The sequence below is a fragment of the Aridibaculum aurantiacum genome (genome assembly GCF_017355875.1).
GTDB classification, from domain to species: domain Bacteria; phylum Bacteroidota; class Bacteroidia; order Chitinophagales; family Chitinophagaceae; genus Segetibacter; species Segetibacter aurantiacus.
This window is the reverse complement of sequence record NZ_JAFEWC010000001.1, coordinates 524,969-544,437: the sequence shown is the minus strand read 5'-3', so window position 1 is coordinate 544,437 and position 19,469 is coordinate 524,969. Positions and strand designations below refer to the sequence as shown.

19 protein-coding genes are annotated in these 19,469 nt (G+C 42.5%); 6 read left to right on the top strand and 13 right to left on the bottom strand.

What is annotated here, in order from left to right:
- Window positions 1–67 precede the first annotated feature (67 nt).
- From J4N22_RS02345 to J4N22_RS02325, 5 genes are all read right to left on the bottom strand, one after another.
- Window positions 68–841: a metallophosphoesterase family protein gene (locus J4N22_RS02345; RefSeq protein ID WP_207492103.1), complete on the bottom strand. Its 774-nt coding sequence runs from the start codon at window positions 839–841 to the stop codon at window positions 68–70.
- A gap of 163 nt (window positions 842–1,004) precedes the next feature.
- Window positions 1,005–2,093: an ACR3 family arsenite efflux transporter gene (gene arsB, locus J4N22_RS02340; RefSeq protein ID WP_207492102.1), complete on the bottom strand. Its 1,089-nt coding sequence runs from the start codon at window positions 2,091–2,093 to the stop codon at window positions 1,005–1,007.
- A gap of 12 nt (window positions 2,094–2,105) precedes the next feature.
- Complete coding sequence (gene arsN2 / locus J4N22_RS02335) at window positions 2,106–2,591, bottom strand: arsenic resistance N-acetyltransferase ArsN2 (RefSeq protein ID WP_207492101.1); 486 nt, start codon at window positions 2,589–2,591, stop codon at window positions 2,106–2,108.
- Window positions 2,592–2,706: 115 nt separating this feature from the next.
- The gene (locus J4N22_RS02330; protein ID WP_207492100.1) at window positions 2,707–3,552 is read right to left on the bottom strand and encodes an arsenite methyltransferase; all 846 of its coding nucleotides are present in this window, start codon (window positions 3,550–3,552) and stop codon (window positions 2,707–2,709) included.
- A gap of 253 nt (window positions 3,553–3,805) precedes the next feature.
- Window positions 3,806–4,135, bottom strand: coding sequence for an ArsR/SmtB family transcription factor (locus tag J4N22_RS02325; protein WP_207492099.1), 330 nt, complete (start codon window positions 4,133–4,135; stop codon window positions 3,806–3,808).
- Window positions 4,136–4,257: 122 nt separating this feature from the next.
- On the opposite strand from J4N22_RS02325, the gene J4N22_RS02320 reads away from it, so the two are divergent.
- The 5 genes from J4N22_RS02320 (at window position 4,258) to J4N22_RS02300 (ending at window position 9,317) form a co-directional block, all read left to right on the top strand.
- Window positions 4,258–4,980 (top strand): type III pantothenate kinase, encoded by a 723-nt coding sequence (locus J4N22_RS02320; RefSeq protein WP_207492098.1) that lies wholly within the window; start codon window positions 4,258–4,260, stop codon window positions 4,978–4,980.
- A complete protein-coding gene (gene bamG, locus J4N22_RS02315) occupies window positions 4,955–6,307 on the top strand; it encodes a BamG family beta-barrel-assembly machinery protein (RefSeq protein WP_207492097.1) in 1,353 nt (450 codons plus the stop codon). Before J4N22_RS02320 ends, bamG begins: the two co-directional genes overlap by 26 nt.
- Window positions 6,300–6,872 carry an LPS export ABC transporter periplasmic protein LptC gene (gene lptC / locus J4N22_RS02310; protein ID WP_207492096.1) on the top strand — a complete coding sequence of 191 codons (573 nt, stop codon included), beginning with the start codon at window positions 6,300–6,302 and terminating at the stop codon, window positions 6,870–6,872. Before bamG ends, lptC begins: the two co-directional genes overlap by 8 nt.
- A gap of 66 nt (window positions 6,873–6,938) precedes the next feature.
- Window positions 6,939–8,198, top strand: a complete 1,260-nt coding sequence (locus J4N22_RS02305; RefSeq protein ID WP_207492095.1) for a hemolysin family protein — start codon at window positions 6,939–6,941, stop codon at window positions 8,196–8,198.
- 75 nt (window positions 8,199–8,273) lie between these two features.
- On the top strand, window positions 8,274–9,317 hold the full coding sequence (locus tag J4N22_RS02300; RefSeq protein ID WP_207492094.1) for a hypothetical protein: 1,044 nt from the start codon (window positions 8,274–8,276) through the stop codon (window positions 9,315–9,317).
- Window positions 9,318–9,353: 36 nt separating this feature from the next.
- Here J4N22_RS02300 and J4N22_RS02295 read toward each other — a convergent pair whose 3' ends face one another.
- The 7 genes from J4N22_RS02295 to J4N22_RS02265 all read right to left on the bottom strand — a co-directional run bounded on the left by J4N22_RS02295 (window position 9,354) and on the right by J4N22_RS02265 (window position 18,270).
- Window positions 9,354–9,545, bottom strand: a complete 192-nt coding sequence (locus J4N22_RS02295) for a hypothetical protein (protein ID WP_207492093.1) — start codon at window positions 9,543–9,545, stop codon at window positions 9,354–9,356.
- Between the two features lie 50 nt (window positions 9,546–9,595).
- Window positions 9,596–10,051 carry a hypothetical protein gene (locus J4N22_RS02290; RefSeq protein WP_207492092.1) on the bottom strand — a complete coding sequence of 152 codons (456 nt, stop codon included), beginning with the start codon at window positions 10,049–10,051 and terminating at the stop codon, window positions 9,596–9,598.
- Between the two features lie 211 nt (window positions 10,052–10,262).
- Complete coding sequence (locus J4N22_RS02285) at window positions 10,263–10,655, bottom strand: hypothetical protein (protein ID WP_207492091.1); 393 nt, start codon at window positions 10,653–10,655, stop codon at window positions 10,263–10,265.
- A gap of 134 nt (window positions 10,656–10,789) precedes the next feature.
- A complete protein-coding gene (locus tag J4N22_RS02280) occupies window positions 10,790–12,715 on the bottom strand; it encodes a peptidylprolyl isomerase (RefSeq protein WP_207492090.1) in 1,926 nt (641 codons plus the stop codon).
- A 6-nt stretch (window positions 12,716–12,721) separates the two neighbouring features.
- Window positions 12,722–14,215 (bottom strand): TlpA family protein disulfide reductase, encoded by a 1,494-nt coding sequence (locus tag J4N22_RS02275; RefSeq protein ID WP_207492089.1) that lies wholly within the window; start codon window positions 14,213–14,215, stop codon window positions 12,722–12,724.
- A 769-nt stretch (window positions 14,216–14,984) separates the two neighbouring features.
- Window positions 14,985–17,690: an ATP-binding protein gene (locus tag J4N22_RS02270; RefSeq protein ID WP_207492088.1), complete on the bottom strand. Its 2,706-nt coding sequence runs from the start codon at window positions 17,688–17,690 to the stop codon at window positions 14,985–14,987.
- Entirely contained in the window at window positions 17,677–18,270 is a 594-nt protein-coding gene (locus J4N22_RS02265; RefSeq protein WP_207492087.1) for a biliverdin-producing heme oxygenase, read from the bottom strand. The genes J4N22_RS02270 and J4N22_RS02265 overlap by 14 nt, the downstream gene beginning before the upstream one ends.
- A gap of 482 nt (window positions 18,271–18,752) precedes the next feature.
- On the opposite strand from J4N22_RS02265, the gene J4N22_RS02260 reads away from it, so the two are divergent.
- Window positions 18,753–19,142, top strand: a complete 390-nt coding sequence (locus J4N22_RS02260) for a hypothetical protein (protein ID WP_207492086.1) — start codon at window positions 18,753–18,755, stop codon at window positions 19,140–19,142.
- Window positions 19,143–19,229: 87 nt separating this feature from the next.
- Here the strand turns inward: J4N22_RS02260 and J4N22_RS02255 are convergent, their stop codons facing one another.
- Window positions 19,230–19,442: a PID-CTERM protein-sorting domain-containing protein gene (locus tag J4N22_RS02255; RefSeq protein WP_207492085.1), complete on the bottom strand. Its 213-nt coding sequence runs from the start codon at window positions 19,440–19,442 to the stop codon at window positions 19,230–19,232.
- Window positions 19,443–19,469: the final 27 nt, after the last annotated feature.

Genomic DNA, 19,469 nt, shown 5'->3' with positions numbered 1-19,469 from the left:
GTCAATTAAATTCAAACGTCCTATGCTCCCTACTGTTCCTATGTCACTATCTGTTCAAAAAGCGTAACTAGTACCCCCTCCGCAACATCTCTGCAAAGTCGTTTGGTAGCGGGCTGTCTTCAATGGCTTTCGCTGCTGTTTCTACATCATAATCAAATCGTACAAACTCTACCTGTATAGCGTCCTTATTGGCGATAGAAGAATCTGCATTAATTGTAAGCAATACATAACATCCCTGCGGGTTATTGTCCTTAGGCTTACCTACTGAGCCTATGTTGATGGCGTGTCGATAGTGCGCCTCACCAGCAGGCTCTGTCGGCAGAACACGATGATATGGCTTATGCGTATGACCAAAGCACATGATATCAGCATCTGCCTGTTCCATGATGCGCAGCAGGCTATTCTCATCCCTGTCCTCAAACAGGTACTCGTTTATCTTGCGCGGGCTGCCATGTACCAGCAGCAGGTTTAGCTTATCATTATTCAGTTGAAACTCCACACGAATATGTGCAGGCAGCGTCCGCAGGTAGCGACGCTCATCCGGCTTTACTATGCTATCTGTAAAAGCGATCGACTGCTGCCCCAGGTCCTTATCATGGTCCGTCTTATATGCACAACCACAGTCGCCATTCATCAGCCCAATCCCCTGGTCGTAGTTACCTGCAATGGTAGGTATGCGCCTTCTTCTTATCTCGTTAACCACCTCGTTGGGCCACACATTATATCCAACCAAATCACCCAGGCAATACACCGCATCCGGGTTATGTTCATCTATACTTTTCAGACATGCTTCCAGTGCCGGAAGGTTAGCATGTATATCGGAGAATAAAGCAATTTTCATATTAGTAGTTTTTGTTACCAGCTGTATCGTTCAATTAAGCATCGTTGCGTCGCACACTTGTGCTTTTGGAATGATGGCGACTTTCCCTGAACCACTAAGACACAAAGGACACAAAGAAACACGAAGTCTTAGTGCTACCTGGTGCTCTTAGTGCCTTAGTGGTTCATTCAATTCGAGCTAAGCGCGATGTGTTAGTATAGTACCTCCTCCTAAACCAGAAGGCAACATTTACCAATGCTATAAGCGCAGGCACCTCTACCAATGGGCCAATAACACCAGCAAAAGCCTGCCCGCTGTTGATGCCAAACACGCCGATTGCCACCGCTATCGCCAGCTCAAAATTATTACCCGCAGCAGTAAAAGCGATAGATGCATTAGTGGAATAATCAGCACCCATCTTTTTACCTATGATAAAACTAACAACGAACATCAGTGCGAAGTAAACAACAAGGGGTATAGCTATCCGCACTACATCCATCGGTATCTGTACGATCAGCTCACCCTTCAGGCTAAACATAACCACGATGGTGAACAACAGCGCAATGAGCGTGATAGGCGAGATGAACGGGATGAACTTCTTCTCATACCACTCGTTGCCTTTGGCCTTGCGCAGCAAGAGCCTGCTGAGGACGCCTGCCGCAAAAGGGATACCCAGGTAGATCGCTACACTCTCTGCAATTTCTCCAATAGTGATGTTCACCTCCGCACCAGTAATTCCAAATAGTGGCGGAAGCACTGTTACAAACAGGTAGGCATACACGCTGTACAGCAATACCTGGAAGACACTGTTGAGCGCCACCAACCCAGCCGCATATTCACGACTACCTTCCGCCAGTTCATTCCATACAATCACCATGGCTATACAACGCGCCAGCCCAATCAGTATCAGGCCTACCATATACTCAGGATAATCGTGAAGAAAAAGAATGGCGAGTATGAACATGAGTATTGGCCCAATGACCCAATTTAGAAACAACGACACGCCCAATACTTTTGTGTTCTTAAAAACCTCTCGCAGCTTATCGTATTTCACTTTGGCGAATGGCGGGTACATCATCAATATTAATCCAATAGCCAAAGGAATATTTGTAGCGCCTGAACTAAAGGATGTAATAAAGCCCGACGACGAAGGAATGAAGTGGCCAATGGCCACACCCAAAGCCATAGCTATAAATATCCAAAGGGTAAGATAGCGGTCTAAAAATCCTAGTTTCTTTCGCTGCGCTGCCGGAGCACAATCTGTTGCTGACATGAGTGAAGTTGATCAGTTGATAAGTTGATTAGTAAGACTCGTAGCAGCTAATAATTCTAGTTTAACTGTATGTAGGTCTTTCATCATGATGGTAGCACTGGCCGGGCATACATGGCTGAACTCTGATGACTGCTTCAGTACTGCCGGAACATGCGCTCTTTCCACATAACTGTAGCCTTTCTTTTCAAAATACTTCGCAGCTGTTTCTGTAAGCAGGTACATAATTGTAATGCCTGTATCTTTCGCTGAGGTTTCTAAATGTTCCACCAATGCGCCTGCCAATTGCTTGTTACGGTGATCGGGATGAACAACCATAGAGCGGAGCAAGCCGTATTGTGCGTATCGCTCCATACCTATAGCAGCAATGAGTTGCTCTTCTTCTTTTACAATGTAAAAATCATCAAGTACGGCAGGCAGGTCATGTGCGGGCAGTTTTTGCGATTGCAATAAAGCTATCAGTTCATCACGATCTTGCTTGTTTGCTGGTTGAATATTCATGACTATAGTTTTGAGTTAGTATCATTGAAGAAATAGATGGATGTGTCACAGGGAAAGCAGAGATCACTATCCAATACCTAGTATCGTACGCATCTGCCTTCTCTGTGGTAGAAAATTAATTACAACATCCCGGGGCGCAGCAAGCCTCCTTTACCACAGGCTTCTCTGCATACACAGTGATGCTTCTTATTCCTGTTCCCGATTGCCTGAAGGCAGCTATTTCCTCGGCGGATAGATAGTTACTCAAAATATCATCCGGGATGAAGATGGCTTTGTCTTTTTGGATAGTGATGTTGGTAAAACCATTGGCTTCGATCAGTTCCAGGTACACCTGCTTTTGTATAGCACCCGATACACAGCCTGCATACATTTCAGCGGCTTCACGAATTTGCTTTGGCAACTCTCCTTCTAGTACAATGTCTGAAATACTGAAATGACCGCCCGGCTTCAATACACGATAGATCTCTTTGAAAACACCATCTTTATTAGGTACCAGGTTCAGTACACAGTTACTTACGATCACATCAGCCACATTCGCAGTTACAGGCATATGCTCTATATCGCCCTGCCTGAACTCTACATTATGAACACCTCTAACTTCTGCATTTTGTCGGGCACGGTCAATCATAGCAGGCGTGAAGTCAATACCGATCACTTTGCCTGTCTCACCTGTTTCGTGGCGTGCAATGAAAGCATCGTTGCCTGCACCACTGCCAAGGTCAATCACTACATCACCCTTTTTGATTTTGGCAAATTGCGTAGGCAGGCCACAACCCAATCCCAGGTCAGCATCAGGATTATAACCTTCTAAAGCATTATAATCATCTGCCATAATGTTGTACACCTCGGTACTGCACCCACCGGCGCCGCAGCAGGATGCTGCATTTATCTCTTTATCCTGCAATGCTATCTCAGCATATTTCTGCCTTACCAGTTCTTTTGCTTGTTCTTGTGTTTGCATTTTATTAGATTTTTATTTTTTATATATTAGGGAACGCAGATTTTTAAGATGGTGATGATCAAATATGAATTTCTGAACCTTCCCAATCTCGCCTTTCATCAAGGTTCAAATCCTTATTAGGTAACGCAGGTTTTATAATGGTATGATTGAACTGGATGTTCATTAAGCAACTGCGCTCACCATAACAATCATAAAAATCAGCGTTCTACTAATCTATCAATCGTATTTTACCGATGAATTAGCTCAAAAAAAATCAGCAACATCCACTGCCACCCTTGTAGGCATCAAACAACTGGTTGAGCCATGATTGTGCAGCCTTCCATTCTTTCTCATCTATGCAGTAGCACACCTTCGCTCCTTCTATCTCTCCTTTGATCAATCCTGCTTCTTTCAGTTCTTTCAAATGCTGTGATACCGTGCTTTGCGACAGCGGCAGTTCATCAACGATATCTCCACACACACAAGTTTGCCTGCTGGCCAAAATGCGCAGTATGGCTACCCGAGCAGGATGACCTAATGCTTTGGCATACCTGGCTATCCGGTTTTCCCTTACACTAAACTCGTCTGATTTTGTTGCGCCCATATTGTATCGTAATATTACGATAGCTTTTCCACCTGCAACATTAAATTTTTGATGAATGACGATTTTCAGGCGCTGGAACAACTTTATCCGTTTTTTATTTCATTGTATGCATCTTTGCCACCATGACCACACTTTGCTTCGACTTTGGGAACACACGGCTAAAGTGCGCTGTATTCAATGATGAAAAATTTTCTGAGGTCATCGTATTGGCCGATGATACAGAAGAAACCATTGCGGGGGTTTTGGAAAAATATGAACCGAATAAAGCTATTCTCTCTTCGGTTATTGATCACAACCCGGCTATTGAAACACAACTGGCGGCAGCCACCAGTTTTCATAAACTATCGTACGAGAGCAAATTGCCGGTAACATCGCCGGTGGGCAAACCTCATACTATTGGCGCCGACAGGCTTGCAATGGTGGTAGCTGCAGTATCTCTTTTTCCCAACCAACACAACCTGGTAATCGGTTTAGGAAGTTGTATCACTTACAATTTTGTAAACAAGTACCACGAGTTTATTGGTGGAAGCATATCACCAGGAATGGAGATGCGTTTCAAGTCGCTGGAATATTATACAGCCAAACTACCACTGGTAGAAGCTGATTGGAACTTTCCTCTTTTAGGCTACGACACCAAGACAAACATCCAGAGCGGCGTACTGTTTGGGATGAAAAAAGAGATAGAAGGGATCATAGAAATGTACCACGAAAGGTACCTGAACTTTAACGTCCATTTAACCGGGGGTGATATAGGCTTTTTTGGCTCGCTGCTGAAAAACAAGATATTTGCAGACCCCAATTTAATCTACAAAGGCCTTTATGCTATTAGCGAGTATAATCAATAAACCAAAACTGAGCGTATTTCTTTCACTTCTTACAGTATCGCTTTACGGTTCAGCACAACAAAACTCACCCTTTTCAAGGTTTGGTTTAGGTGATGTACTTCCTGCAAGCAATATACTTAACAGGGGCATGGGCGGACTGACCGCAGCGCATGCTGATGCAGCAAGCATCAACTTTGCAAATCCTGCAAGCTATAGCCGGCTTAACAATGTAACGTTTGATCTTGGACTTAATATTGACAGCCGCACCCTTAAAAGTGCAGAACCTGTTTTAAAGTACAATAGCATCAACTTTACGCCTTCTTATGTTTTAATGGGTATTCCGCTTAGTACTGCAGAACAACGCAGGAAAAAGAACCATGTAGCTATGGTACTTGGTCTTCGGCCGGTTACTTCTATTAATTATTCTGTTGTAGAAGGAAGAAAAATACAGCCAAACAACACCGACAGCGTGATCTACCACTACGAAGGTAGCGGCGGATTGAACCAGGCAATCGTAGGTTTATCTAAAAAGTGGGGCAACTTTAGCATCGGTATCAATACCGGCTATACATTCGGAAGGAAACAAATTGCTACACGTACTATCATAGCTGATACTTCATTCTTACCAACCAATCGTTCCAATTCTTCTACCACTACATCTTTCGGCGGGTTATACCTTAATGGTGGCGCCATGTACGAAGGAAAACTCAGTGGCCGTACTTCGATAAGACTGGGTGTTGCAGGAAACCTGTCGCAGAACCTAAATGCTGAACAGGATATGACACGCAACACTTTCTTTTACAGTGGTGCAGGAAGTATGATACCTATTGACACTGTTTCTTCACAGGTTGGCACCAGCGGCCAGGTTACATTACCTTCTTCTATCAATGCAGGTATTGCTTTTACCCGCAAAACAGAACACAGGTCTGGTTATGCACTAGAAGACAGGATGATTGGTATAGAATACACCACCACCAATTGGGCAGATTACAGGTTCATGGGACAGAATGACAACCTGAACAATAGCTGGATGGTAAAAGTTGGAGGCCAATTGGTACCTCGTCCTTTCACTGAAAGCTTTTGGAATAACGTAGCTTATCGTGCTGGCTTCAATATCGGAAGAGATCATGTAGTGGCTATGGGTAAAAACTATTCTACCTATTCTATGACCGTAGGTGCAGGATTTCCCCTGAGAAGCTGGAGAACCTCGCAGTCTACACAGATCAATACTTCTTTGGAATTTGGAAAAAGAGGATCAAGGGAGAACAACATAACTGAAAACTTCCTTCGTTTTTCAGTTGGCTTCAACTTAAGCGATATTTGGTTTATCAAACGCAGGTATGACTAGTAGGTTCACTATATTCAAAAAAGCAGCAGCCACTATAATGGGCTGCTTTTTTATTTGGTCGTGCGAAAACGATATGCAGGAAGTAGCGCAACTTTCCAACAAGCGTATAGGCATAGAAGAGGGTAAAGACATCCAATCATTCTTGAGCCAGGAAGGAAAAGTAAAGGCAAGGCTGAGGGCACCAATTATGTTGCGCTACCAGGTAGATACACCTCGTGTAGAGTTCCCGAAAAACCTGATGGTGGAATTCTATGATGACAGCCTGCAGGTTGAGAGCAAACTTTTTTCACGCTATGGCGAATACAAAGAACACGAGAACAAAGTCTTCTTACGCGATAGCGTGATCGTTTATAACAGGGCAGGTGATACGCTGCGCACCAATGAGCTTTACTGGGACCAGAACAAAGCAGTTTTTTATACTGATAAAAACGTGATCATCCATAAGCCAGACCAAAAGATCTATGGTAAAGGAATGATTGCTGACCAAAGCTTTAAGTGGTTTACCATTCACAAACCCCACAACAGTTTTATTAATGTAGCCGACAGCAGTTTTCTTGCTCAATAGAAGCGCTTGTGAATTCCTCCTATTTTCCTTTCGGCTATTTGCAAATTCAATACTAATTTAGTTTTCATGAACGATGTTTATATCACCGTTTTCTGGATCATAATCACCTTACTGCTCATTGGCTTTTTTGCAGGCGTGGAAATAGCTTTTGTTACAGCCAACAGGCTTGGCATTGAGCTAAAGAAGAAACAAGGCAAGCTCAGCGGTATTATACTTTCAAAATTTGTGGCAGTGCCCGCCAAGTTTATTGGCACCTGCCTGATTGGTGTCAACTTCTTCCTGGTTATATATGGATTGCTGTTTAGCAGTATGCTTCATCCAATTTGGGAGTATTACGGCATCACCAATACTTACCTGAAGCTGGTAATAGATACTGTTTTTTCTACCCTCATCGTCCTCATCTTCGGCGAGTTTATACCCAAAGCCATATTCAGGGCTAAGAATGATTCATTACTGGCGTTTTTTGCACCCGCTACACGCTTCTTTTATGCCATCTTCTATCCTATCGCTTCCATATTGGTAAGTATAGCTGAATGGATACTGAAGTATCTTTTCAACGTTAGGGTGAACGATCGCAATGAAGCTTTTGGCAAAGGCGACCTGGAGCATTTTTTCCAACAAAACAGGGAGGCAGATGAAGACAACCAGGAACTGAATACTGAACTTTTTGAAAACGCATTGTCGCTGCCTACGGTAAAAATCAGGAGCTGCCTAGTACCGCGAACCGAAGTGGAAGGTTTCGACATTTCCACTCCGCTGGAAGAGGTTAAGCAGCACATGATCGATACTAAACTTAGTAAGCTGGTTGTTTACAAAGACAATATTGACAACATTGTTGGATATGTTCACCAGCTTGATATGTTCAGGAATGCGAAGGATATACAATCTATTTTACTACCTATTCCTGCGGTTCCCGAAAGCATGAGCGCCACTGATCTTATCAACAAATTTTCGAAAGAGCGCAAGAGCATTGCATGGGTAGTAGATGAATATGGTGGCACCGCCGGTATAGTAACCATGGAAGATGTACTGGAAGAGATCTTCGGAGAAATTCATGATGAATACGATGAAGAAGAATTTGTAGAAAAGCAAATTGCCGAAGATGAATACATTTTTAGCGGCAGGTTAGAGATTGACTACATCAACGAAAAATACGACCTGGAGCTAAGCGTAGAAGAGTCTGAAACGCTTTCCGGGTTTATCATTGCGCACCACGAAACCATTCCAAAACAAAAAGAAAGGATCATTATCGATCGTTTTGAATTTGAAGTATTGAGCGTAAGCGATACCAGGATTGAAATGGTGAAAATGAAGGTGCTGCGTTAATATTACGTTCATCCAATCCACCTTACAAAGAGGTACTGTATTTGCAACTGCTACAAATACGCTCACAACTACAATATGAAATTACACCGGTTCAGTATCCTTGCTCTTCCATTACTTACTCTTTGCTTTAGTAACTGCCAAAACTCCAGCCAGGTAAAAGCAGGCTCTACCGATTCATCGGCAGTGGCAACTACAGAAAATGCCACTTCGCAAGAGCAAAACCAGCCACAAGAAAATACACTAGATACTGCAAAGTATAATGCGCTAATGGCGCAAATCAGCAACAACGATACTACAGGTCTTTGGCCAGCTAAAACACCTTACCCGGTCGCCGGTGCTGTACTACCATTTAATCGTATAATAGCTTATTATGGCAACCTCTACTCTACCCGCATGGGCATATTAGGCGAGTTACCTAAACAACAGATGCTAAAAAAACTGCAGGGCGAAGTAGACAACTGGCAAAAAGCAGACTCTTCCATACCTGTTATACCGGCTCTTCATTATATAGCAGTAACTGCGCAAAGTGCACCGGGTAAAGATGGAAAATACAGGCTGCGTATGCCGTTTCACCAGGTAGACACCATTGTTAACTGGGCGAAAGAAATAGATGCCCTTGTTTTTGTAGATATACAAATTGGCTTAAGCAGCCTGCAAAATGAAGTACCGGAACTGGAGCAATACCTAAAAATGCCACAAGTGCATTTGGGAATAGATCCTGAATTTTCAATGAAAGGCGGCCAGACGCCGGGAAGAGTTATAGGCAGTTTCAATGCAGATGATATCAACTACGTAATCAACTATCTATCTGGAATAGTGCGTGACAACAACCTACCGCCTAAGATGTTGGTCATCCACCGTTTTACCCAAGGCATGGTAACCGGCTATGACAAGATAAAGCCTACACCAGAAGTGCAGGTGATAATGGACATGGACGGATGGGGTGATAAGATACTGAAGCGCTCAACCTGGCAACGCTACATCTACCGGGAGCCGGTGCAGTTTACAGGTTTCAAGATCTTCTATAAGAACGATACGAAGAACGGCTCTGGCCAGTTGTTCTCTCCACAGGAGTTGTTACAACTAACACCAAAGCCGCTCTACATACAGTATCAATAAATATTGAAAACAGCCTCACCTGGGGCTGTTTTGTTTTTAGCTCATCGCATTGAAGCCTTTTCTTACTCTGCGCTCTACCCTGCCAATATTCTCATTCATAGTATCATATGCATCTACGGCAGCATCTTCTATATAATCTGCTTCGTTTTTATCAGCTTCGGTAACAAAATATATAGCAACGGCTGCGGCAAGGCCTGCTATGCCTGCAAATATTAAAATGTTTCTCATGGTATATTATTTACCGCTACGGTTGCAATAGCTATACCATGACAGAAATGTTAAGCAGCAGAAAGTTGCTGACGCGATACAGCCACAGCATACATCCACGATAAAGCAATAGCAGTGATAAGGCCTAATGCTTCGTATGCCTTGTTCCATTCACCGCCAAGCTGGCAAACATTTACCTGCTCTTTGTATCGTAGCTCTACTGAAGATTGCTGTGGGTTGATCTTGTATGTTATCTTGTAATGATCTTCCAAGTAGATAGTGCCTTGCAATGGATTGATCACTGATTTTGAAACTGTACCTATTTCGCTTCCATACACGTTTAGCAGGGGAAACTTCCTGGCTGAAATACCTGCATCACCTAGCAGGTACACCCCCTGGTAGTTATTGAACTTCATCCTGATGCTCTGTTGCTGGGAATTGTATTTAAACATCAATTGGGTACCCTCAGAAGAATGCAACCTGTACTCTGGAATATGACCTGGAGATACTTCAAAATTCCAATTCATGATAGCAGCTTGTTTAGAAGTGAGAAGATTTTGTTTTCAAATTAGACCGTTCATTTCCAAACTAAAAATTATCTCCTGCCATTATATCAACACGATATCCACTCTTATGCTCCTCTTGATCAGTTGGTTAAATATCAAAAATCGCACCCACCTGTTGTTGAAGAACCTCCTATTGTTGGCTGTCTTCTTTCAAACAGGTTGTTGCTTCCTGTTACTTTTCCAGCTTTTTCTCCACTATTATTTTGCGTTTTTTCCAGCCTGCAATGGGTTCGGGTTCATAAAGGTGATTGCCTTTTTTATCGGCCAGTCCGGTGGACTTAAGCAGGGAGTTGCTGATCTCAGCGATCTTCTTTGCCTTAGCACCCTTGATAGAAGGTTTATAAAGTTTTTCATAAGCCTTTAAACCATTGTTGATGGTGCGCAATTCATCTTTATAAAACTTCAGCTTACGGTAAATGATCATTAGCCTGTTGTAAGCATGCTCATGTACCGGGTCTGCTTTTATTACCTGCTCGTATAATGTTATTGCCTGTTCATAATCGTCATCGGCCTCTGCTTGTTTAGCCTCAGCCAGCAACTTCGAAATAGGCCTCAATACTTCCATAGCGGTACGATTACCAGGTAAGCTTTTGAAAAACTATACCACCGACTGTACCGTTAGGTTTAACAATTAATCATTTGACCTGGTACAACAAAAAAGCCGGCTAAAGCCGGCTCTGTATTACTTAAATCAATCTGCTACTTCAATGTTTTCACTACGGCCTGGTTCACTTTCACCGGGTACTTTTTCTTTAATTCTGCCAGCCATCGCTCTTCCAGTACTTGCTGGTAATCGCTGATCACCATGCCACGTGCATCTTCAAAACTCCGCTGGTCAGCATCGCGATAGATCTTCACCAGCAAATTGAAGGATGTACTGCCATCTGACTGGTTGCTTAAAGGTGCAGTTATCAATCCTGCAGTAAAATTGGTACGGTCAGGAATTGGCAGCTGGCTCAGTTCGTAGCGACCGCTATCAGCAGTTACCTGTGTGCCATAAGCATCTGTAATTGTTCTCCAGTTGGCAAGATTGCCTTGTAGTTTTTGTGCTACTTCTTCGGCTATGGTGGCGCTGGTACAAGTAACTATAATAGCATCTGCACTTGGCGCCCATTTATATTTTGCCTTGTTCTGGCTGAAATAGGTTTTCAACCCGCTGGTATCTTCATTTGCCTTGCTCCACACCTGCTTGTCCATAATGCCAAACAGGAGATTCGCATCTTTGAATTCCTTTACCTGCCGGTCGAACTCCACGCTGTATTTTTCCAGGTTATCGCGGTAAAATTCATCAGCCGTTACACGCACGTAATCCTTCATCAGCGTTGGATAATCCTTTCCTGAAAACTCATTTGGTGTACTGTTTACGGCACGTACAAACTTCAGCCAATCACCCGCAAGAATGGCCTTAGGACCAAAAGAAAAAAGAACAGATTTTTCATTGATTGTTCTTACTGCTTTGCTGGTGGTTTTTTGCACATTACTATCAGTAAATGCAAAAAGATCAGCCTGGTTATAAGCAGCAGGCTTATACTTTAAAATAGAAAGTTGCTTATCCAGCATTTGCTTCCTCGCCTGTAGCAGCCTGCCATCTTTGCTCACCTTTTCCTGCAGTTGAGCCATAAAAATATCATCCTTGGTGTCGCTGGCAATCGGCTTAGCCTCCAGCAATTTCAAAATATGATAGCCGTACGTTGTGGCAAACGGCTGTGTAATATCGTTTGGATTGGTAAGCGCAAATGCCTGTTGCTCAAAAACAGGATTATACGTTCCTATGCCAAATTCAGGAAGCTGGCCAGCGCTGTAATTAGAGCTCATGTCATTGCTCACCTGCGCTACCAGGTCCTCAAACTTCTGTCCTTTGGCAATCAAATTGTAAACAGAATCAGCTTTACGTTTTGCTGCCGTCTTTTCAGCCTCTGAACCATTAGGAGGAAAAGCGATAAGTATCTGTGCTACACGACGTGTACCCAAAGGAGTACGCTCTGCTTTATTTTTAAAAATATGGTAGCCAAGACTAGTTCTTACCGGGGCAGAATATGTATTAGGCTTTATGTTGTAAGCAATATTCTCGAACTCGTAAGGCAATGTAAACACTGTGATGAAACCAAGGTCACCTTTCGATTGTATAGTTCCCGGATCGGAAGAATATTCTGCAGCCACTGCTTCAAATGATTTCCCCTGCTGCAGTGCCTTGTATGCTTCTTGTATCTTTTTATAGGCAGCGGCTGTATCGCCTTTTGCCGGCACTTCTACAAACACATGCGCCAGGTGAATATCCTTCTGGCTACGGATAAAAGCTTCTTTTACCAGCTCTTTCAGGTTAGCCTTTTCATTCAGAATATTCTCTGCAATCTGCCGGCGGAAATTCTGCAACTCGTACAACTGCGTCTGATCTTTATCAAGGCCTGCATCATACGCTGCCTGCACCTTCAACCTGAAGTTGATATACAGGTCAAGGTATTCCTTCAGCGCCTTCTGGCGGTCTGGAGTATTAACGGGATTCTTATCAAAAGCTCGGATGAATTCTGTTTTAGAAACGGAGTTCTTTCCGAAGGTAAATACTGGTTGAGCATTTACTGCGGCCACCGCCAGGCTACAAGCAAGGACAAGGGCTGATTTCTTCATCAATGGTTATTTTTTAGGAGCAGGGTTTTTTAATTTGGCTTGTAATACTTCATCAAATTGTTCAATAGAAAGCATTTTTCCAATGATGCGTTTCTCGCTGTCGAGCAAATATAGAGTTGGCGTTTTATACACATCGTACAATTGCCTGAAGTTGGCAACGCCACGTTTTGCCTCGTCTTCCTTCACACTCTTAGGCTGGTAAATATGCGCCCAATCGTTCAGCTTATGATCCTTTATGAATTTCTTCCAGCTATCATTCGCACCCTCGTCTACGTTCACACCTACTATTTTTACACCCAACGCTTTCCATTTTGCGCGATAAATTGAATCTACTCGTGGCACTGTTTCCTTACAATGACCGCAATGTGGATCCCAGAATGTAATGAAAGTATACGGCGCTTTTATGTTGTAAAGGCTCACATTTTTGCCGGCAGTATCCAGCATATTCAGTTCGGCTGCTACCTCGCCCAATTGGTTCGCCATCAGGCTGTAGGCACGATCAAAAATATACTTCCGCTGGCTTTGGCTCAGCCACGTGGTGTCGCCCTTGCTGAAATATTTATCGAACAGGAACAGGAAAACCTTCTCCTGCCCCATGTACTCAGGGTTGATGTATTTGTCAGTAAACTTGCCCAGCAGGTACTTGAACATCTCCCTGTTCTCGCGGCTCACCAGCAGCATGTAGTTTACTTCAGGAATGATGGAATCAGCCTCCGGGTGCACATAATACTTATAATATTCTTCCAGTTTAGGCTCGAAGAAAGGTGTACGAACGAGCGCTTCATTGCTGAAGTCAACGCCTTCCCACCAGTTTGCTTTTACAAAACGATAAGGATAAGAAGAGTCCGCTTTGCCATTGGCTGCCACAGGTATTGCCGGCACCTCAGGCCGCTTCATGGTATAGAAGAAGGACGCCAGCATAGAGTTAGGCTGCTGCTCCATAATGTTCTCGCGATAATCCTGCAGCTCTTTGTTTCCTCTTACGAGTGCTTCCCTAATAGTGGCAGAATCTGAAGCCGTAGTAGCCGCCGCCAGTTGCTGTTGCAGCTGGTTTAGCTTTGGCGCTTTCTGCGCCAGGAAACGGGTATAATCCTGGAAGAGCGTATTATCTTCTGAACCTGTGACAGTAGCATTTTGTAGCGCCGCAGTATCTGCTTTTATAGAAAAATTCTGCTTGTCGTCCATCAGCACTTCGAACAGCAGGTACTTATTAGGAGAAACGACAAAGTATATGCCTTTTGGAAACTTCTTATTGCCTTTAAAAACACCTTGCCCTTTATCATTTAGCCAGGCAGAGTCAGCCATGTTCTTGTACTTGCCAAAGTAAGAGCCGAGGTAAACGTAAGTATTCTTCAGCGGCGTAAGCGTAATGGGAATATTATAGCCGTTGCTGCCAGCTGTAGTAGCCGAAACTGGCTTGGATGTTTTTACAGGGGTCTTGGTTTGTGCCTCTGAATGTAGAGCAAGCAATAAACCAATAATAGGTATAACTAAACGCATAAGGTGGTATTACAATAGGGTAAAAATATTGGTAAATGCCTAAATGTGACTTTTCAAAATGTTAATAGCGCCTGCTGCTCTAAAGCAAGCTGCTGAAACACCTTCAAGCAACTGGTAACAACGTACAGGAATAGATATTATTGTTTTAGAACAGCACCTGCAAAAGCAGAAGCAGCACCTTTGGTTGGTGAACAAGGGAATCATGTACCCCTAATAGTTGCACCTAAACAAGTACATAGACAAAAGTCCAAGTCTACTATTAATCAACAAACTTCTTGCTCCAATTATACAATAAGCACAACGAAAGAAAGCAGGAATTGTATACACTAACGTAGACTAAAAAACTAGTGTCAGTGAAGCTGGTGGATAATGCCTGGAAACAAAGAAAAAAGAGCAGCGATATTCCAAAACATCCAACCACGGCAACTAAAAGTTTCTTTTGAAGAATAGATAATGATGTTTTTCCAAGCAGGTGAAACATTACAATAACTGCCAGCAGTACAGGAATAGAAAAAAGCACACTATACCCAAAAACGGGGACCAGGAGTATTAGGTTAGTATCCAAGTTTAAACTAAATATCTGTACTAGCAACGAAATCAGGATCAACAGGACAGGAGCAGCTGCAATAGTGGAAACCCAAACCTCAAAAGGATATTTGTTGTTTAGGATAGTCTTTTGGCTTGCTGACATCGACGGCTTGAGTAATATTAAGTCTCATACTTATTTCTTCATAAGATGTTCTTTACCGCACAACGGCCAACTTACACTTTATAACTCATTCACCTCTTGTTTAAGAGGAAGAATAATGGTAAAAGTGGCGCCTTGCTCTTCCACAGCATCGACTTTTATCAGCCCTTTGTGTATCTCGATGATCTTCTGCACGATTGATAAACCAATACCTGTTCCGCTGGAAGAAGTCTTTGGCTGCAGCCGCTGAAATATCTGGAAGATCTTCTCTGAATAAATAGGATTGAAGCCAACGCCATTATCGGTTACTACCAGCTTTACGTATTGTCCTTTATCGTCAGCCGGAGCATCAAAATCTAAGGAGCTTACGTATTGAGCCGTGATAGATATCTCAGGATTTCTTTCGGCAGAAGAATACAACAATGAATTAGAAAGCATGTTGTGAAACACCTGCCGCATTTGCTCTTCTGAAGAAATAATCACAGGAAGTTTATCCACTTGTAAAGCTGCATGCTTTTCATTTACCAAGTGCTCCAGGTCTTTCCATACAGCTTGCAAAACCTCGTTCAGATCAACCCGTTTCCATTCCAGCGATCCTGAAAGTGATGTATGCGTAAGAAGATCAATGATCAGGCTTTTCATTCTAATGGATGACTGTATGATCCGGTCAAGATACTCGCCTGCTTTTACATGATCACTTTGCAGGTAATGTTCTTTAATGATGTTTCCAAACACCTGTATCTTTCTAATTGGCTCCTGCAGGTCGTGGCTGGCAATGAACGCGTACTGCTTTAGTTCCTTATTGGTTCTTTCAAGTTCATTGTTCATGGTACGTAGCTGTTCTGTACGATCAGCTACTTTCTGCTCCAGTACCTGTTCCATCTGCTTGCGATCATCAATATTGGTACAAGTGCCAAACCACTTGATCACATTCTGTGAATTATCAAGCAGAGGCACACCCCTTATTAGAAACCAACAAAAGCTACCGTCTGTTTTTTTGAATCTTCCTTCCGTTGTAAAATTTTTTTTATCAGCTACAGCCTTTAGCCAGGTGGTTACTACATGTTCTTCATCAGCTGGATGCAATGCTTTAGACCATCCATCGTCCACGCTTTCTTGTGTGGTCAATCCCGTATAAGCAATCCACCTATCATTAAAGAAATCAGCTTTTCCATTTGCCTTGGCAGTCCAAACAAACGGAGGAATAAGATTGGCGACGAACTTGAATTCATTGATTGCATCTACCAGTTCCTTGTTCTTGGCCTGGAGCGAATATTCAACCAATATGTTCCTGAATTTTTCAACTATCGAAACTTCATCATCAGTCCATCGTACTGCAGTTTGTTTGATGGTTTCTTTCCAAACGGCAAATGAATTGCGCGGGTGGTAAACGGAAGAATTTGCTTCAAACTTAATTACCTCATCAGGGTTTCCACCCCACTTTACCTGCTGGATAGCTTCGGGCCTATATGCCAATATATAATTTCCTACTTCAGGATCTATAGGTAGTGCTAAAAGTCCACTGGCTAACGCTGCATATTTTTCTGCTTTGGCAAATGCCAATGACAGCGCAGGCATATGAAGCGTTTGCTTTACTTTTTTCTCCATCAGCCAATGCCTTAGCTGTTGCACCTCATCTTCTTCGGGCGTAAGTCCTGCACTCTCTATTTCACCATTCCAGCAAATAGAAACACCATCTGCACTTAATAAAGAGAGCAGCGTTTCTTTGTTGTACATAAACATCTTAAGCAGATCGTCAAAAAACTCCATCTGCCCTTTTATTACAAAAAGAGAAGCCTCTAGTGTAGATCTCCTGTCTAAAGATGTTTTATGAATGATAGAAGTGATCTTGGTAGAGATAACACTCGACAAAAGTTCGAATACCGACGTTTCTTCAAAAGAAAGATATTTCGGCTGCCGGTGATGACATGCAATAAGTCCCCACAGTTGTTCGCGATGAATGATACGTGTACTCATGGAAGCCACCACCCCCATATTACGCAGGTATTCCAGGTGAACAGGTGCTACGCTCCTGAGTTTGCAGGATGAGAGGTCAGTAAAAGTATTTGTAACAGGATTATTGTAAGGAGAAAGCGGAACAGGCACATAATCGCGGTTCGGTATCAGGCGATATGGATTAGAAAGATAAAGCTCCCTTGCCTGCTTAGGCACATCAGAAGCAGGAAACTTCAATCCAAAATATGAATCCATTCCTTGCTCCATTGCTTCGGCAACCACTGTTCCATTCCATCCTTCATCAAAAGAATAGATCATCACCTTATCAAATCCAGAAAGTTCTTTTATGACATTGGCAGCAACGATACAAACCTCATTTACTGTAGTTGCAGCTTCTATAGCAGATACTACTTGTTTTACCTGCTGAAAGATCTTTATGAAGGAAGCTTTGTCAACAAGCTTATCAGTAAATTCTACTTCAATAATCAGCAGGTCGTCTTTCTGGTGCAGATGTGCAAGGTATCCTTCCTCTTTTCCAGCTTTACTGAAATATAATGTGCTGGGCACTTTCGCATGCAGCGCTCCTGATGACACAGAAGAGTTTACCAGTTGTACACTATCATCATTCAATACATCAGCTAGTGAAAGTCCTACTACATCGTCTACAGCCATGCCAAGTAGTGCATCAATATTTTCACTCACCTGCACAATTTTGTGCGTGCCGCTTTCAGCCGCAATCAATGCCCCGTGCGACTGTATCAGGTTGGTGTTGTGCAGCGGTTGCTTCCCACAAAATATTGCATCGTAGTTAGTGTGGTTAGTTCCAGGCATATTCAGCTTTTAGTATCTGGTGGTTCATTTTAGTAAAAGTCTCTATAGCTGCTTTTTCGGCTAGTTCCTGTTCTTCATCAGTTTGTACAAGAAGATCAAGCGCCTGTTTAAATTGGTCCCACATCAGCTCATTTTGATCTTTATACCCATCAAAAAATTGTATAGCATGCTGGTGCTGTTGTAAAGCTGGATTCTGCTGCAACATCTTTACAATATACTGTCCGCCTAGAGTAGAACCTTCAAGCACATACAATGCTCCTGCTGCCTGCGCCGTAGAACTAATGATTGGTAGATCTTCTGCTAATATTGCTTCATGATATACTTGCAGAATTTGCAGATCGTGAAGTATAAATCTTGAACGCTGACGCGTCTTTATATCAGGCAATAACTCTGCAGAAATATATTGCTGAACTGCTTGTTCTATAGGTTGATAATAGCCATAAAAAAGAGAAAGTATTTTTCCATATTCACCCACTGTTGAAATAGCTTTTAGTTTCTTCAGCAATGTTCGCTCTGTATCTAAATGTGCTTGTTTAGAAGCTTCTTTCAGTAGACCTGCTACCCTATTATCATTTTTCATCTTTTGAAAGTTAAAGGTTGTTTGGAAAGAAGGCCTTGTTTTACCTAAATTTTTAACTCCAGCATTGAATAAACTGGTTTAGTGCAACTATAAAAAGTGCATAGATAATATGGCAATAGGTATGGCCAACAGTTGAAACATGCAAGGATTACTCCTATCAACCCTTTAAAGTTGGTGAAGGTAAAATCTAGTAATTAAGGAGCAATAATTGTTTTGGATGGAGATAACTAGTGCAGCAGGCAATATCCACTTCTTAAAATAAACGTGCCATAGAAAAAGAAATTAAAAATGGTAGCATCAGCTAATATTTGTTAATGTTTTGGCATATCATAGTAAGGATTATTTGAACGTACTAGTAAAATCAATTTGATTTTTCTGGGTGGCTTGCAAATGGTATTGGTAAAAATCTAAATGTAATAGTGGAGGTAATATTTTCGGTTCATACAGCCAGTGAATATTTACTTCCCCAATTGAAGTTTGGTATGAACAAAACAGAGATTTTAACCGTAACCGATTTTTATACTATCTCACTGCAGGAAGACTGGATCTATGTTGACTGGACTGGCTTTCAGTTAAAGAATTCAGTATATGCAGGATGCGAGAAGATGCTGGAGATATTAAAGCAAATGAAGTACTCAAAAATCCTGAACGATAATACGCATGTAAAAGGGCTATGGGAACATGCATGGGTGGCAAACGATTGGTTTCCGCGAATAGCTGAAGCTGGATTGAAGCATTTTGCCTGGGTACTATCACCCGAAGAATTGTCTGCATCACTTGCCGGGCAAACGGCAGCCATAACCCCTGCAGCCTCTTGCATTAAAATCTTCAAAGAAGTTGATGAAGCTAAATTGTGGCTTCGAAGCTTATAAAGATCATCACAGGTAGGCACTGCCATAAAAACAAAGCGGCCACCTGTTAGGGCAGCCGCAATATTTTCCAATTCAATAATTAAATAATTATTTACTCAGGTCCTCTTTCTTCTTCCTTGCATCATAAGCTTTCTTAGCACCATAACCCACTCCTGCCGCAATCAGCAGGGAGAGGCCGCCGTCGATGGGGGTGTCGATTGTGTCAACAGGAGGATTTGTTTGTGCATGTAAAATTACTGGTGCTGCAGTTAGCAGTAAAAATAGGATCACCAGGTTCAACATTCTTTTTGTGATATTCATGTTTATCGTTTTTAGGTTGAGAGTAAA

What these genes read in the sequence shown, in the direction of transcription:
- arsB (WP_207492102.1), bottom strand. Translation starts at nt 2,093, where the DNA reads ATGTCAGCAACAGATTGTGCTCCGGCAGCGCAGCGAAAGAAACTAGGA.
- J4N22_RS02345 (WP_207492103.1), bottom strand. Translation starts at nt 841, where the DNA reads ATGAAAATTGCTTTATTCTCCGATATACATGCTAACCTTCCGGCACTG.
- J4N22_RS02330 (WP_207492100.1), bottom strand. Translation starts at nt 3,552, where the DNA reads ATGCAAACACAAGAACAAGCAAAAGAACTGGTAAGGCAGAAATATGCT.
- J4N22_RS02325 (WP_207492099.1), bottom strand. Translation starts at nt 4,135, where the DNA reads ATGGGCGCAACAAAATCAGACGAGTTTAGTGTAAGGGAAAACCGGATA.
- J4N22_RS02270 (WP_207492088.1), bottom strand. Translation starts at nt 17,690, where the DNA reads ATGCCTGGAACTAACCACACTAACTACGATGCAATATTTTGTGGGAAG.
- J4N22_RS02265 (WP_207492087.1), bottom strand. Translation starts at nt 18,270, where the DNA reads ATGAAAAATGATAATAGGGTAGCAGGTCTACTGAAAGAAGCTTCTAAA.
- bamG (WP_207492097.1), top strand. Translation starts at nt 4,955, where the DNA reads ATGCTATTAGCGAGTATAATCAATAAACCAAAACTGAGCGTATTTCTT.
- J4N22_RS02275 (WP_207492089.1), bottom strand. Translation starts at nt 14,215, where the DNA reads ATGCGTTTAGTTATACCTATTATTGGTTTATTGCTTGCTCTACATTCA.
- J4N22_RS02260 (WP_207492086.1), top strand. Translation starts at nt 18,753, where the DNA reads ATGAACAAAACAGAGATTTTAACCGTAACCGATTTTTATACTATCTCA.
- J4N22_RS02295 (WP_207492093.1), bottom strand. Translation starts at nt 9,545, where the DNA reads ATGAGAAACATTTTAATATTTGCAGGCATAGCAGGCCTTGCCGCAGCC.
- J4N22_RS02305 (WP_207492095.1), top strand. Translation starts at nt 6,939, where the DNA reads ATGAACGATGTTTATATCACCGTTTTCTGGATCATAATCACCTTACTG.
- J4N22_RS02280 (WP_207492090.1), bottom strand. Translation starts at nt 12,715, where the DNA reads ATGAAGAAATCAGCCCTTGTCCTTGCTTGTAGCCTGGCGGTGGCCGCA.
- J4N22_RS02300 (WP_207492094.1), top strand. Translation starts at nt 8,274, where the DNA reads ATGAAATTACACCGGTTCAGTATCCTTGCTCTTCCATTACTTACTCTT.
- J4N22_RS02290 (WP_207492092.1), bottom strand. Translation starts at nt 10,051, where the DNA reads ATGAATTGGAATTTTGAAGTATCTCCAGGTCATATTCCAGAGTACAGG.
- J4N22_RS02320 (WP_207492098.1), top strand. Translation starts at nt 4,258, where the DNA reads ATGACCACACTTTGCTTCGACTTTGGGAACACACGGCTAAAGTGCGCT.
- J4N22_RS02285 (WP_207492091.1), bottom strand. Translation starts at nt 10,655, where the DNA reads ATGGAAGTATTGAGGCCTATTTCGAAGTTGCTGGCTGAGGCTAAACAA.
- lptC (WP_207492096.1), top strand. Translation starts at nt 6,300, where the DNA reads ATGACTAGTAGGTTCACTATATTCAAAAAAGCAGCAGCCACTATAATG.
- J4N22_RS02255 (WP_207492085.1), bottom strand. Translation starts at nt 19,442, where the DNA reads ATGAATATCACAAAAAGAATGTTGAACCTGGTGATCCTATTTTTACTG.
- arsN2 (WP_207492101.1), bottom strand. Translation starts at nt 2,591, where the DNA reads ATGAATATTCAACCAGCAAACAAGCAAGATCGTGATGAACTGATAGCT.